Source organism: Stenotrophomonas sp. YJH_SMC_127, from assembly GCF_059372445.1.
In genome coordinates this window covers 418,496-431,748 of sequence record NZ_JCAFVO010000003.1, presented here as the reverse complement: position 1 = coordinate 431,748, position 13,253 = coordinate 418,496, and the positions used below count along the sequence as shown (strand labels likewise).

The following is a 13,253-nucleotide window of genomic DNA, read 5'->3' as shown; positions in this document are numbered from 1 at the left end:
CAGGATCTGTTGTGCAGTGCACAGCGGGCAGGAGAACTAACGCCATGGCCACCATCTACGACATCGCAAAACACGTCGGCGTGTCCGCCGGTACGGTGTCGCGCGCGCTTTCCCGGCCGGACAAGGTGCTGCCGGCCACCCGCGCGCGCATCGAGCAGGCCGCCGCCGCACTGGGCTATGTGCCCAACACGGTGGCGCGCACGCTCAAGACCCAGCGCAGCGGCAAGATCCTCGTCACCGTCCCGGACATCGCCAATCCGTTCTTCGCGCAGATCCTGCAGGGGGCGGAGGAGGCCGCGCAGGCGGTGGGCTATGCGGTCCTGCTGGGCGATACCCAGCATCAACCCGATCGTGAGGAGCGCTACGCGCAGATGCTCCGGCGCAACGAGGCCGACGGCATGATCGTGCTGGGCCATCGCCTGCCACCGACCGCGCGCGAGATCGTCGAGCAGCGCGGCGCCGCCGCACCGGTGGTCAACGGCTGCGAGTTCGACCCCGCGCTGGGCATCCCCAGCGTCCACATCGACAACGCCGCCGCCGCACGCGCGGTGATGGAGCATCTGTACGGGCTGGGACACGAACGGATTGCGGTGGTCGGCGGGCCGCCTGACAATCCCCTGCACCAGCAACGGCTGGAAGGGGTCCGCGCGGCCGGCAAGGCGCGTGGCCGCCTGCGCCAGCTGAGCATCGTGCCGGGTGACTTTTCCGTGGAATCCGGCCATGCAGCGGCGATGGCGCTGCTGGATGGCACGGCCGCGCCGACCGCGGTGTTCTGCTTCAGTGACCAGATGGCACTGGGTACCCTGGCCGCTTGCCGGGACCTGGGCATCCGCGTGCCGGACGAGCTGTCCGTGGTCGGCTTCGATGATCTGGCGTCCTCCCGCTACCTCACGCCCCCGCTGACGACCATCCGGCAGCCGATGCGGGAGATTGGCGAGCGTGCGGTCAACCTGCTGCTCGCCATCATCGAGCACGTCGATGTGCCGCTTCAGCAGACGCTGGAGTTCAGCTTCAAGCTGCGTGGCTCGACGGCTGCGCCCCGCCCCGGGTAACCACGGGGAGCGGGAGGGGCAGCGGCCCGCGCGATATCGCGCAACTTTGATCCCGAATTGACGCAAAGCTGTCAGACTCATCGCAGGCAGCCCGGCAAGGGCCGTAGCACCAGGTGCGATCGCGCAAGGGGGTCGGCAATGCCATTCTTCACCGATTCGGCGGAAGGCGCGGTCGAAGGCATTGGCGCGGCACGTCGCATCGGCTGGATGCGTTTCGTCGGCAATGGGCTGGGGGCGATCCCCATCGCTTCGATCATGCTTGAACGCCAGGACGGCGGGCTGGCCTGGGTCCTGCTGCTGCTCAATGCGCTGGCGTGGCCGGCACTGGCACTGCGGCTGACCCAGCGCTCGCGCCAGCCGGCGGTCGTCCAGTTCCGCTGCATGGTGGCCGACTCCTTCTTCGGCGGTGGCTGGATCGCCTTCATGGCGTTGAGCGCGGTGCCCAGTGCACTGTTCGCCGCACTGCTGGTGGCCGACAAGATCGCTGCCGGTGGCGTGCGCCTGGCGATGCGCGCCACCCTGGCCCTGCTGCTGGGTTTCGCTCTCGCCTGGTGGCTGCTCGGCTTCCCTTTCCAGCCGGTCACCTCGCAGCGCACGATCATGCTGAGTGTCCCGTTCCTGTTCGTGTATGGCATCGGCCTCAGCATTCTCAGCTGGCAGCTGGCGCGCCGGGTCAAATCGCAGAACCGTCAGCTGCAGCGGCTCAGCCGGATGGACCCGCTGGTCGAGCTGGCCAACCGTGGCTTCCTGATCCTGCGTGCGCAGCAGGCGCTGGACCGGGCACAGGGCCAGGGCGGTTTTGCCTGCCTGCTGATGCTCGATGTGGATGACTTCAAGCGCATCAATGACTCGCATGGCCACCGCGCCGGTGACGAGGTGCTGCGGCATGTCGCGGCGACATTGCGCACCTTTGCCCGGCCCGGTGATACGCCCGCGCGGCTGGGGGGCGATGAGTTCGTGGTGCTGCTGCGCGACTGCGCACCCGTCGATGCGATGCACGTGGCCGAGCGGGTGCGCCTGCACCTGCTGGAGGCCGCGCAGCAGGCCACGCCGGGCGTGGAGTTCAGCGTCAGTATCGGCATTGCCGCCACACCGCGTGGCGGCAGTGTCGAGGACTGGTTGGCACTGGCCGACCGCGCGCTGTACCACGCCAAGCGGCAGGGCAAGAACACGGCCAGCTACGGCGAGTGAGTGCGGCACGGCCGCCGCCGAACGAGGGTGAAATGCCGGTTCATCCTGCACGCGGAATCGGCACGCCAATCCTCTACCATGGGCCACCCCGCCCGGACGCGCTCCCATGCAAGACGCTCTTGTTGCCCAGCCCAAGCCCCCCATTCCAAGGATCGCGGCGTGGCTGATGATGCTGCTGGGCATGTGGCTGGCGCTGAAGCTCGGCCTGGTGGTGACCCTGCTGTCCGGCCTGCTGGTGTTCCAGCTGACGCACGTGCTGGCCTCCACCGTGGAGGGCAAGCTGCCGCCGGGGCGGGCACGGGCGATCGCAGTGATCGTGCTGTCGGCGATCATCATCAGCGGGCTGGTACTGGCCGGCATCGGCGTGGCCTCGTTCTTCCGCAACGAGACCGGCGGCCCGGACGCATTGCTGGCGCGCCTGATGGAGATCCTCAACACTTCGCGGCACCAGGTGCCGGCGCTGCTGCAACCCTACATTCCCGAAGACATGCCGGCGTTGCGCGCGGCGCTGAACGACTGGGCCGCCGAGCACCAGCGGCAGCTGGGCGTGGCCGGTACCTCGGTGGTACAGGTCGGTGTGCGCGTACTGATCGGTATGGTGCTGGGCGCGATGATCGCGCTGTATGACGAACTGCCGCTGCCGAAGATGGGCCCGCTGGCGCAGGAGCTGGTCGGGCGCACCAGCCGCCTGGCCACCGCGTTCCGCCAGGTGGTGTTCGCGCAGGTGAAGATCTCGCTGCTGAACACCGTGTTCACCGCCATCTTCCTGCTGGGCGTGCTGCCATTGTTCGGCGTGCACCTGCCGCTGTCCAAGACCCTGGTGCTGATCACCTTCCTGGCCGGCCTGCTGCCGGTGGTGGGCAACATCATTTCCAACACGATCATCGCCATCGTCGCGCTGTCGGTCTCGTTCTATGTGGCGGTGGCGGCGCTGCTGTACCTGATCGTGATCCACAAGCTGGAGTACTTCCTCAACGCGCGCATCGTCGGTGGCGAGATCCAGGCGCGTGCCTGGGAGCTGCTGCTGGCCATGCTGGTGATGGAGGCGGCCTTCGGCCTGCCGGGCCTGGTCGCCGCACCGGTGTTCTATGCCTACGTGAAGCGCGAACTGGTCGACCAGCGCTGGATCTGACGCGGCGGGGCATGACGTAATGTGCCCCGATTCGACAACCCGTGCGGCCTTTGTCGGCGCGTTCGCGGCGGGCGCGGTATACCCATGGCAACGATTGATCCGGTAGCGGCTTGGCGCCTGTGCAGGCGGCCGCTACAGTGTTGTGCACTACAGGGGAAATGTGCATGGCCCGCAAGGCGTCGCCCATCGGATTGCGGACCTGGGTCTGGATCCTGGCCGGGCTGTTCGTAGTCTGTACGCTGCCATTGATGGCCATCGCGCTGGTGCAGGGCACGCTGCGCTTCACTGCAGCCGAGGACAACCTGGTCAGCCTGCGCCAGCTGCGGCAGACCTTCGACCTGGCCAACCTGGTGTCGGCCGAGCGCGGCCCCGCCAACAGCCTGCTCGGGGCCAACACGGCCGATGCGGGCGAACAGACCCGGCTGGCGGCGGAGCTGGCAGTCGCGCGCAAGCGGGTCGATACCGCCCTGCAACGCCTGGACACCGTGGTCAACGCTGACCCGGGCGTGGTCGACGAACACGGGCTGCTGGCCGATGCGCAACGTCGCCTGCAATCGGCGCGGGCCGCGGTGGACCGGGTGGCGGCACAGCCGCATGGCGCGCGCCAGGTGGAGGACGTGGAGCGCGCGATCAGCAGCATGTTCGCCGTGGTTGATCGCCTGCACGTGCTGACCTCGGCGCAGATCAACGTGCTGGTCAGCGCCGACCGCGAAGCGGCGATTCCGGCGATGCAGGGCCAGGTGCTGATCGACCTTCGCGAGCATGGCGGCCGCCTGGCCTCGAACGTGATGGCGCCGGTGGCGGTGCCGGGGGCCTGGCGTGACGAACAGGTGCGGGCGGCATTGCAGACCGAAGGCCGCCTGCTGGAGCTGTGGCGGCTGGCAGGCAGCCATGAAGCGGTGTTCCGCAGTGATCCAGCGCTGTCCTGGCATTGGGACATGGCGCGCCGGCAGTTCTTCGGCGAATCGCTGCCGATGATCGAACAGTTGATCGAGGATGGCCGGCGCGGCGTGCCGCCGCCGTGGACCACCGCCGAATTCACCACCCGCTACGTGCCGACCCTGCGGTCGCTGGAAGCGCTGCGGGACGGCTACCTGAGCGTGTCCATCGCCCGTTTCGAACGCACCCGCAATCGCGAAGCGACGCGCCTGGTGGTGCTGGTGGCGACGGTGCTGGGCACGCTGGTGGTGCTGGGCGTGGCGCTGCGCATCGCGCATCTTCAGATCCTGCGGCCGCTGCTGCAGGCGCAGAAGCAGGTCATCCAGATCGCCTCGGAAGCGCCCGGCCCGGAGCAGCATGTGACCCACCCGCTGGCCGAGATGCAGCGCCTGTTCGATGCCATCGAAGTGCTGCGCGAGAAGTCGCGCGAGCGCTCGGCATTGACCAGCGAGCTGCGCCAGCTGGCCGGCACCGATGAGCTGACCGGGCTGTTGAACCGGCGCGCGCTGGACGAGTTGGTGCAGCAGCGTCATGCCGACGGTGGCAACAGCGCGGTGGTGATCCTGCTGGACGTGGACCGCTTCAAGGCGATCAACGATGGCCACGGGCATGACGCCGGTGACGAGGTGCTGGTGCAGGTGGCGCAGCTGCTGCAGCGCCACCTGCGCCGCAGCGACAGCATTGCCCGCTATGGTGGCGAGGAGTTTCTCGTGTTGCTGGCCGACGGTGATCTGGCCGGTGGCCGCCAGCTGGCCGAGTCGCTGCGGGTGGCGCTGCAGCGGCTGGACATCGCCCTGGTCGGTGGCAAGGTGCTGCGCGTCACCGCCAGCTTCGGTGTGGCCGAGGGCGGCACCGACGCGCTGGGCTGGCGTACCCTGCTGCGTGCCGCCGACGCGGCCATGTACCAGGCCAAGGCGCAGGGCCGCGACCGCGTGCGCGTGGCTGGCGGCGGCCGCAACGCACGTTGACGGCACCCATCAGCCGATCTGCGCATGCACGCGCCGCAGCGTGCGCGCAATCATCCGGCGCGCGATGGGACGCGGCACCGAGAGTCCACGCCAGCGCAGCGCACCCACGCGGAAGGTGGCGCTGGCAGTGGCCAGCACCTTGCCGGCCGGGTCGGTCAGCCAGCCGCGGGTGAAGGCGATGCTGCCCTCGCTGTGCTCGACTTCGCCCCAGCCGATGATCCGACCGGGCCGTGCGGGGCCGACGAAACTGGTCTTGGATTCGACCGTGACCGCGATGCGGTTGGCAGGCAGGGTGGCGTAGATCGCTGGCCCCATGCAGTCGTCCAGCATCGCTGACAGGAAACCGCCCTGCACGGCGCCCATCGGGTTGGTGAGCACCGGCCCGGCCTCGAACTCGACCTGGATGCGGCGCAGTGCATCGTCGTAACCGACGAAGCGCCAGCCGAGCAGGGTGCCGGCCTGGGAGCGTGGAAGATCACCGTTGACCACGCTGTAGAAGATCGATTCGGGATTCATCGTGGAGCCTCGCGGGGGAGAGGGGAGAAAAAGAACTCACTGCGGTAGCGACAACAGGGCCAGCACGAATCCGATGACCGACAGCAGCACCACCGCGGCGCCGGCGGGCACCGGTGTACGCGCACCGGTGCGTCGCCGCACGCCGGAAGCGACCAGGACCGGCGGCAGGGTGGCGACCAGGCAGAACAGCTGGAACGCCAGCAGCTGCGGCAGTGCGAAGTGACCTCCGAAGAAGATCAACCAGGCCAGCATCACGCCGGCACCGGCCAGTGCGATCCAGGCAGCGCCCACCACGCGGATGAGTGCCATCAGCAGCACCTGCATGCGGGGGTCGATCTGTGCCCACGGCCTGTCCACGGCCTGGCCGTGGTAGGGCATGAAGTCGGAGCGTTTCAGATAGGCCGCAGCAAACAGGGAGACAATGAAGAACGCCAACAGGTAGCAGCCGAACGCGAGCCAGGCGGACAGGTCCATGTGGAGGCCATGCGGTTGCGGAGGAAAGGCCGCGTTTGTACCGGCAGCCATGCCGGTCGCGCCACGGGGTTGCGCGATTCTGGGGCAGCACGCCGTTAGGGGCGTGTCGCGGCTTGCAGGGCCGTTCCTCCATCTGCCGTTAACGCCAGTGTGGTGGTGAGGAATGCGTCACGTACGCGCCATGCGCTCTATCTCGTTTCCTGTGAAGAGGCCGCAACTACCCGTCCACGCCCAGGTCACCGCGCTGCGCAGACGCTGGGATTCCATTCCATGAAGGACGACGCCATGACCCAGCTCACCCTGCCCGAACTGGCCAGGAAAATGGCCGGCATTGATTTCACCCTGCTGCAGACCCACGCCGGTGGAGAGATTGCCGGCCGTCCGATGAGCAACAATGGCGACGTGGACTATGACGGTGACAGCTGGTTCTTCACCACCGAAGACACCGACATGGTGAAAGAGATCGAAGCTGACCCGGCCGTTGCGCTGGGTTTTTCCGGCAGCAAGTCGCTGCTGGGCAAGCCGCCGCTGTTCGTGCACGTGCAGGGCAGGGCTGTGCTGGTGCGCGACCGGGGCACGATGAGCCAGCACTGGGTGAAGGACCTGGAGCGCTGGTTCGAACAGGGCGTGGATACACCGGGGCTGGTACTGATTCATGTGCGTGCCAGCCGCATCCACTACTGGGATGGCGAGGACGAGGGCGAAATCGTGATCTGACCGGAACCGCGCAGCGCCCGGCGCATCGCGTTCCAGGGTCAGCAGTGCGCAGGGTGTGCTGCCGGACCCTCAAGGTTGGCCAGTTCCGGTGCCAAGGCGTGCTCCACCGCGCGCCGCAGCAGTGCCGGTGCGACATAGTGCCGGTGCCCGGCGTCGATCAGGGCCATGTACATGCCGCCGAACGCATTGAGGGTCTGCACGCGTGAGCCCAGGCTGATCTCGACGTGTCCACCGCGATGCCGCTGCACGCGCACGCTGCTGCGGAAACGCAGGTGCCGATCATCGGCGCCGAGCAGGACTTCGGCGTCGTTGTCCTGCGTATCGATGTGCGAATCCAGCACCGGGAATCGACCAGCGAACAACCGGCTGCGATCGGTGGACAGCAGTGACGACACCGGGCATCCCAGCGGCGACGTGCGCAACCGCAGCGGTGCCACCAGTCGGTTTCGCAGCGCCATCAGCTGGCCTACGCCGCTGGGTGGATTGCGCAGGAAACCCTCCAGTACATCGGCCAGCAGCGCCGACGCGGAACGGTGGAGCACCTGCGAGGGTTCCAGGCATAGGGTGGTCAGGTCCTGGTAGTGGCTGTGCGGCAGCGCTGTGGTCAGCAGGCCATCGGTGGGCGCGGGCCGTGAATGGATGGGATAGGCCGGTGTGGCACGTTCGACGAACCCGCGCAGCGGCCGCATGGGGATGCGGCGCAGCGGGCCGAGCAGGGCACGGGTACGCGCGCACAGGTGCGCGCACACGCTGGGAGGTGCCGCCTGCAGCGACAGCTGCAACAGCGGTGCCGCCGCAAGCGAGGTGCACGAAGGCCAGTACGATTCCGGAAGCACCTCGGTCAGGCTGGGGATATCGGCGGCATTGCGCTCCACCTGCGCACGGGTCTGCTCGCTCATTCGGCCTGCCAGTTCATCACTGTGGCAGGACAGCGCAAACAGCGCCGGATGTGCAGGATGGTTCGACGCGAACTGGTGCCAGGTGCCGCCGCCGAAGCGCACCGTAAACAGGCAGTCCGGTGGGATGCGGACGCGCCGAAGCGTGCGCGCGAAGGCACCAGGACCTGCTGCCAGCTGCGCGTCGGAGGCGGTAGCGAAACGCAGCTCGGCTCCCGCGCTGCCGGCGATGGCGGTGAACATGCGCGGGCCTGCATGGCGATGAAACGGGTGGCCACCGGCACCGACGGTGAAGCTGTACAGCGAGGAGGCATCCCCGTGCTGCAGGTGCATGCCACCCAGTCGCGCCGAAGGTTCATCCAACGCATCGATGAAGGCCGGGTGGTGGCGCTGACGCTGGCCGGCGTCACTCACCAGCGCGTCGCCGGCACCGATGCCGAGCTGCGCGATCAGGGTGACTTCGGTCGGACTGCCGCCGTCCTGTGCCGGAAGCTGCACTGCTGGAAACGAACGGCGATCGCGGGTCGAACCAGGCATCGTCATGCTCCTTGGCGGGGCGGATCAGCGGGCGGGGGACTTGCGGCGGGCGCGGGCTTCACGCTTGAGCGGGCCGCCGACCGGGCAGACTTCGGCCGCCCACGAGAACAACGTGTTGGCCAAACGGTCGGGTACCTGCCTGAAGTACACGAACTGGCCGCGTTTCTCGCGTTCGATCAGTCCGGCTTCCTCGAGGATGCGCAGGTGGCTGGACAACGCCGGCTTGCTGAAGTCGAAGCGCTCGGCCAGCTCGCCCGCGCTGAGCTCGCCGGCGCTGAGATAGGCCAGGATCTGCCGGCGGGCGGTGGAGGCAAGGGCTTCGAAGATGCGGTCCATGGCGAGGGAATTAACTAATTCGTTAATTAATGTTGCTCCCGCAGCTTAAGACTGTCAAGCCATGAGACTGTCAAGCCATGACCCATTGCGCGGCGCGCCCGGGCTTTGCCATCCTCCCTGCTGTTTTCCGTAGCGTGGAATCCCGATGCGTCCTGCGTTCTGGCTGGCTTTGGCCCTGCTGCCCACCCTGGCGGTGGCGCAACCCGCGCGTACTCCCAAGGCCAAGGCCCCGGCGCAGGATCCCTTCAGCGAGTTGTTCGATACCGCCTGCATGCAGCACATCGGTGCGCCGGCGCGGTTGCAGTCGCTGATGGAATCCAACGGGCTGTCACCGCTGCAGCCTGCCGAAGCGGCAACGTTGTTGCAGGGGCAGTCGGGCGTGGCCTGGATGGTGCCGCTGGCCAGCGGCCGTTATGCGGTCAGCTGGGCCGACGACGGCACCTGCTCGGTGTATGCGGAAAAGGCCGAAGCGGCGGTGGTGCAGAAGGGCTTCGCACGGCTGGTGCAGGCGGCACCGAAGCCATTGCAGGCGCGCTCGCTGCCGGGCCGTGGTCCGCTGTCGGCCGACCAGGTGGCGATCCAATACGGCTGGGCCACGCCGGGGCAGGCCAAGCTGCAGGTGCGCTTCCGGCTGGTGACGCGGCAGGCGGCCGAGGCCGGCGTACAGGCGATGGCCTCGGTGACGCCGGGGGACGCGATGCTCGAACCCGCGGCTCCCACCCGATAACGCCTGCCGGGGCCCGCGCCCAGCCGGTGGACCATGCTCGCGATTCAGCCTTTCACGCAGGATGTGGTATATCGTTTATCGATAAATCCACCCTGGGGCGGCGAGGCCACCCCAATGCCGGAGGCCGCTTGACCGCTCGTCCCGCCCGCGCCAGACCCGCGCGAGGCTTGTTCACCCTGGCCCAGGCCGCCGTACAGGCCGTCCGGGCGATGTGCTGGCTGGGCATCCTGGCCGCACTGCTGGCGGTGCCCCTGGTCGCCCATGACCGCCGCTGGCTGCTCGACAGCGTGCATGACGCCGAGGCCGCCGCCGCGCATGGCAACGACCTGTTCCTGCACTTCTGCCTGGGCCTGGGCGCGATCGTCGCGCTGCTGGTGCTGTGCCTGCTGTTCCTGCGCCATCTGCTGAGGCTGCTGAAGTCGGCGGCGCGCGAGCGGCCGTTCACCCATGCCAATGCACAGCGCCTGCAGCGCATGGCCTGGCTGATGCTGGCAATGGAACTGCTGTCGATCCTGATCGGTGCCTACGCGGCCTGGATGGGCCCGGATTTCACCTGGATGGAGGTGGGCGGCGGCATGTCGATCACCGGGCTGGTGGCGGTGCTGATGCTGTTCGTGCTCGCACGCGTGTTCGCCGTGGGCGCGGCGATGCGCGATGACCTCGATGGTGTCATCTGATGGCGATCGTCATCACCCTGGACCGCATGCTGCAGGCACGGGGCATGACCCTGTCCGAGCTGGCGGGGCGCATCGACATCACCCTGGCGAACCTGTCGATCCTGAAGACCGGCAAGGCGCGAGCCATCCGCTTTTCCACGCTGGATGCGATCTGCCGCGAGCTGCAGTGCACGCCCGGCGACCTGCTTGGGCATGACCCGGCGCAGGCGCAGGATGCCGACTGAGTGGACGCCCTCTTCCCTTACCCACTGACGAAACGGACCTGAAATGGAATGGTTGGCTGACCCCTCGATATGGATGGGCCTTGCAACCCTGGTCGTGCTGGAGATCGTTCTCGGCATCGACAACCTGGTGTTCATTGCGATCCTTGCCGACAAGCTGCCGCCGCACCAGCGCGACCGCGCGCGGGTGATCGGCCTGGCGCTGGCACTGCTGATGCGGCTGGTGCTGCTGGCGGCGCTGGCCTGGATCATGAAGTTGACCGAGCCGCTGGTGACCTTGTTCGACCACAGCTTCTCCGGGCGCGACCTGATCCTGCTGGGCGGTGGCCTGTTCCTGCTGTTCAAGGGCACCATGGAACTGCACGAACGGCTGGAAGGCCGCGAGCATCACGAGGATGGCAAGAAGGTCTATGCCAGCTTCGCGATGGTGGTGGCACAGATCGTGGTGCTCGACGCGGTGTTCTCGCTGGACTCGGTGATCACCGCCGTCGGCATGGTCGACAACCTGGGCGTGATGTATGCGGCCGTGACCATCGCCATGGCGCTGATGCTGCTGGCCAGCAAGCCGCTGACCCGCTTCGTCAACAAGCATCCCACCGTGGTGGTGCTGTGCCTGGGCTTCCTGCTGATGATCGGCTTCAGCCTGGTGGCTGAAGGCCTGGGCTACAAGATCCCGAAGGGCTACCTGTACGCAGCGATCGCTTTCTCGATCCTGGTCGAGGCGTTCAACCAGTGGGTGCGTTTCAACCGTGAGCGCAACGAGCGCCGCCAGCCGTTCCGCCAGCGCACCGCCGATGCCGTGCTGAGGATGCTGGGCGCGCGTCCAGCGAACGGCCACGAGGACGAAGGCGTGGACGAGCAGGTGGACGCCGACGAGCGCCTGCAGCCGGCGGAGCACGAAATGATCCGCAGCGTGCTGGGCCTGGCCGATCGTCCGGTGTCCAGCGTGATGACTGTGCGTGCCGACGTGCAATGGATCGACCTGGCGCGTGGTCAGGAGGATGTGGTGGCGCGCCTGGTGGCCTCGCCGCATACGCGCCTGCTGGTCGGCGACGGTGACCTGGACAGCCTGCGTGGCGTGGTGCAGAGCCGGGACGTGCTGGCCGACCTGCTGCAGGGCAAGCCACTGCAGCTGGAGGGCAACCTGCGCGAACCGCAGTACGTTCTGTCCACTGCCAGTGCGCTGCAGGCGCTGGAACTGATCCGCCAGCATCCGGTGCCGCTGGCGGTGGCGGTGGACGAGTACGGCAGCGTGGAGGGCCTGGTGACCGCCAACGACCTGCTGGCGGCGATTGCCGGTGACCTGGTCGATACCCAGGACGAGCGCTATGGCGTGGTGGCGCAGGGCGAGGATCAATGGGAGGCCGATGGTGCGCTGACCCTGGACGACCTGCAGCGTTTGGCGGGCGTGTCGCTGCCCCGCAGTGCCGACTACATGACCATCTCGGGTCTGGTGCTGGAGCAGCTGGGCCGCCTGCCGGACGTCGGCGACGCGGTGGAGGTGGCCGGCGTGCGCATCACCGTGCTGGCAATGGAGAAGCGCCGTATCGCCCGCCTGCGGGTGGAGCGCCTCGACGGAATGGCCTGACCGCCTGTTGTTGTAGAGCCGGGCCCATGCCCGGCTGCGTGTCGAGAAGCCGAGCATGGGCGCGGCTCTACACAACACGACCCGCAGCCGTCACCATGGCGGGCCCGCTTTCTGTCATGGATGGTTGCAGTGCTGAGTACGATCGGTTTGTTGATGGGCCTGTATGTGGCCTGGCGCCTGTTCTGGCCGCTGCGCATGCCCATCGGGTTGAAGGTCGTGCTGTCGCTGCTGGTGGTGGCCATGGCCGTGCAGCTGCGCATCGTGGCCACCTTCTGGGGCACGATGGCATCACCGGAAATCCCGAGGATGGCCATCGCCGTCCTGGCCACCGGCTCCACGGCGGTGCTGCTGCTGGCGTTGCTGATGCTGGTGCTGGATGTGGGCCTGCTGCTTTCGCGCCTGCTGCGTTGGCCGCGCATCGTATCGGCCCTGCGCGCCTCGAAGCTGCGGCCGTTGGCCGGCCTGCTGGCGCTGCTTGTGAGTGGCTATGGCGTCAGCCAGGGCATGGCCGTGCCCCAGCCCAGGCAGATCGACGTGGCGATCAAGGATCTGCCTGCTGCGTTCGACGGCTATCGCGTGCTGCAGCTGACCGACATCCACGCCAGCCGCCTGCTGACCGGCGACTGGGTGCGCAGGGTGGTGGACGAGAGCAACGCGCTGAAGCCGGACCTGATCGTGATCACTGGCGACCTGATCGACGGCAGCGTCGAGGCCCGCCGTGACGACGCGCGCCCGTTGGCCGATCTGCAGGCGCCGGACGGCGTCATTGCCATCACCGGCAACCATGAGTACTACGCGCAGTATCAGCAATGGATGCAGGCGTTCCGCGCGCTGCGCATGCAGGTGCTTGAGAACAGCCACCTGCAGGTGCGGCGCGGCGATGCGGCGCTGACCATCGCCGGTGTCACCGATCCGGTGGCCGCACGCTACGGCCTGCCGCTGCCGGATCTGGACGCTGCACTGGCCGGTGCCGATCCCTCTGCACCGGTGATCCTGCTTGACCACCGCCCGCGCAACGCGCGCGAGGCGGCGGCGCGCGGGGTGAAGCTGCAATTGTCCGGGCATACCCATGGCGGGCAGATCATTGGCATGGACCAGCTGGTGAAGCGGGCCAATGGCGGTTTCGTGTCCGGCCGCTACGACGTGGAGGGGATGACGCTGTACGTGGGCAACGGCGCGGGCCTCTGGGCCGGTTTCCCGGCGCGCATCGGCGTGCCTTCGGAGATCACCCTGATCACGCTGCGCCGCGCGCCTTGACCTGATGTGGGGTCAGATCCCTTTG

General features: G+C 67.8%; 14 protein-coding genes. 10 read left to right on the top strand and 4 right to left on the bottom strand.

Features of this window, described 5'->3' with window-relative positions; translation table 11 throughout:
* Window positions 1-44 precede the first annotated feature (44 nt).
* The 4 genes from AC5QAB_RS10320 to AC5QAB_RS10305 all read left to right on the top strand — a co-directional run bounded on the left by AC5QAB_RS10320 (window position 45) and on the right by AC5QAB_RS10305 (window position 5,282).
* The gene (locus AC5QAB_RS10320) at window positions 45-1,052 is read left to right on the top strand and encodes a LacI family DNA-binding transcriptional regulator (RefSeq protein WP_046429416.1); all 1,008 of its coding nucleotides are present in this window, start codon (window positions 45-47) and stop codon (window positions 1,050-1,052) included.
* Window positions 1,053-1,190: 138 nt separating this feature from the next.
* Window positions 1,191-2,243 (top strand): sensor domain-containing diguanylate cyclase, encoded by a 1,053-nt coding sequence (locus tag AC5QAB_RS10315; protein WP_032961538.1) that lies wholly within the window; start codon window positions 1,191-1,193, stop codon window positions 2,241-2,243.
* Between the two features lie 106 nt (window positions 2,244-2,349).
* A complete protein-coding gene (locus tag AC5QAB_RS10310) occupies window positions 2,350-3,375 on the top strand; it encodes an AI-2E family transporter (RefSeq protein WP_032961540.1) in 1,026 nt (341 codons plus the stop codon).
* 164 nt (window positions 3,376-3,539) lie between these two features.
* Window positions 3,540-5,282 (top strand): GGDEF domain-containing protein, encoded by a 1,743-nt coding sequence (locus AC5QAB_RS10305; protein ID WP_197561534.1) that lies wholly within the window; start codon window positions 3,540-3,542, stop codon window positions 5,280-5,282.
* A gap of 9 nt (window positions 5,283-5,291) precedes the next feature.
* On the opposite strand, the gene AC5QAB_RS10300 is transcribed toward AC5QAB_RS10305, so the two are convergent.
* Both AC5QAB_RS10300 and AC5QAB_RS10295 read right to left on the bottom strand, forming a co-directional pair.
* Entirely contained in the window at window positions 5,292-5,798 is a 507-nt protein-coding gene (locus AC5QAB_RS10300) for a PaaI family thioesterase (protein ID WP_197561535.1), read from the bottom strand.
* A gap of 36 nt (window positions 5,799-5,834) precedes the next feature.
* Window positions 5,835-6,272 carry a hypothetical protein gene (locus AC5QAB_RS10295; protein WP_049418964.1) on the bottom strand — a complete coding sequence of 146 codons (438 nt, stop codon included), beginning with the start codon at window positions 6,270-6,272 and terminating at the stop codon, window positions 5,835-5,837.
* Window positions 6,273-6,557: 285 nt separating this feature from the next.
* Between AC5QAB_RS10295 and AC5QAB_RS10290 the strand changes: the two genes are divergently transcribed.
* The gene (locus AC5QAB_RS10290) at window positions 6,558-6,989 is read left to right on the top strand and encodes a pyridoxamine 5'-phosphate oxidase family protein (RefSeq protein WP_126411823.1); all 432 of its coding nucleotides are present in this window, start codon (window positions 6,558-6,560) and stop codon (window positions 6,987-6,989) included.
* Between the two features lie 38 nt (window positions 6,990-7,027).
* Here the strand turns inward: AC5QAB_RS10290 and AC5QAB_RS10285 are convergent, their stop codons facing one another.
* A complete protein-coding gene (locus AC5QAB_RS10285; RefSeq protein ID WP_197561536.1) occupies window positions 7,028-8,422 on the bottom strand; it encodes a DUF2867 domain-containing protein in 1,395 nt (464 codons plus the stop codon).
* 24 nt (window positions 8,423-8,446) lie between these two features.
* Complete coding sequence (locus AC5QAB_RS10280; protein WP_004147836.1) at window positions 8,447-8,758, bottom strand: metalloregulator ArsR/SmtB family transcription factor; 312 nt, start codon at window positions 8,756-8,758, stop codon at window positions 8,447-8,449.
* A 145-nt stretch (window positions 8,759-8,903) separates the two neighbouring features.
* Here AC5QAB_RS10280 and AC5QAB_RS10275 point away from each other — a divergent pair, with 145 nt between their 5' ends.
* From AC5QAB_RS10275 to AC5QAB_RS10255, 5 genes are all read left to right on the top strand, one after another.
* Window positions 8,904-9,485 (top strand): NMCC_0638 family (lipo)protein, encoded by a 582-nt coding sequence (locus tag AC5QAB_RS10275; protein ID WP_032960801.1) that lies wholly within the window; start codon window positions 8,904-8,906, stop codon window positions 9,483-9,485.
* A gap of 209 nt (window positions 9,486-9,694) precedes the next feature.
* Complete coding sequence (locus AC5QAB_RS10270; protein WP_041864087.1) at window positions 9,695-10,162, top strand: DUF2975 domain-containing protein; 468 nt, start codon at window positions 9,695-9,697, stop codon at window positions 10,160-10,162.
* Window positions 10,162-10,386 (top strand): helix-turn-helix domain-containing protein, encoded by a 225-nt coding sequence (locus tag AC5QAB_RS10265; protein ID WP_012479411.1) that lies wholly within the window; start codon window positions 10,162-10,164, stop codon window positions 10,384-10,386. The genes AC5QAB_RS10270 and AC5QAB_RS10265 overlap by 1 nt, the downstream gene beginning before the upstream one ends.
* A gap of 43 nt (window positions 10,387-10,429) precedes the next feature.
* Window positions 10,430-11,971, top strand: coding sequence for a TerC family protein (locus tag AC5QAB_RS10260; RefSeq protein WP_053494605.1), 1,542 nt, complete (start codon window positions 10,430-10,432; stop codon window positions 11,969-11,971).
* A 120-nt stretch (window positions 11,972-12,091) separates the two neighbouring features.
* On the top strand, window positions 12,092-13,228 hold the full coding sequence (locus tag AC5QAB_RS10255) for a metallophosphoesterase (protein ID WP_049441145.1): 1,137 nt from the start codon (window positions 12,092-12,094) through the stop codon (window positions 13,226-13,228).
* Window positions 13,229-13,253 lie beyond the last annotated feature (25 nt).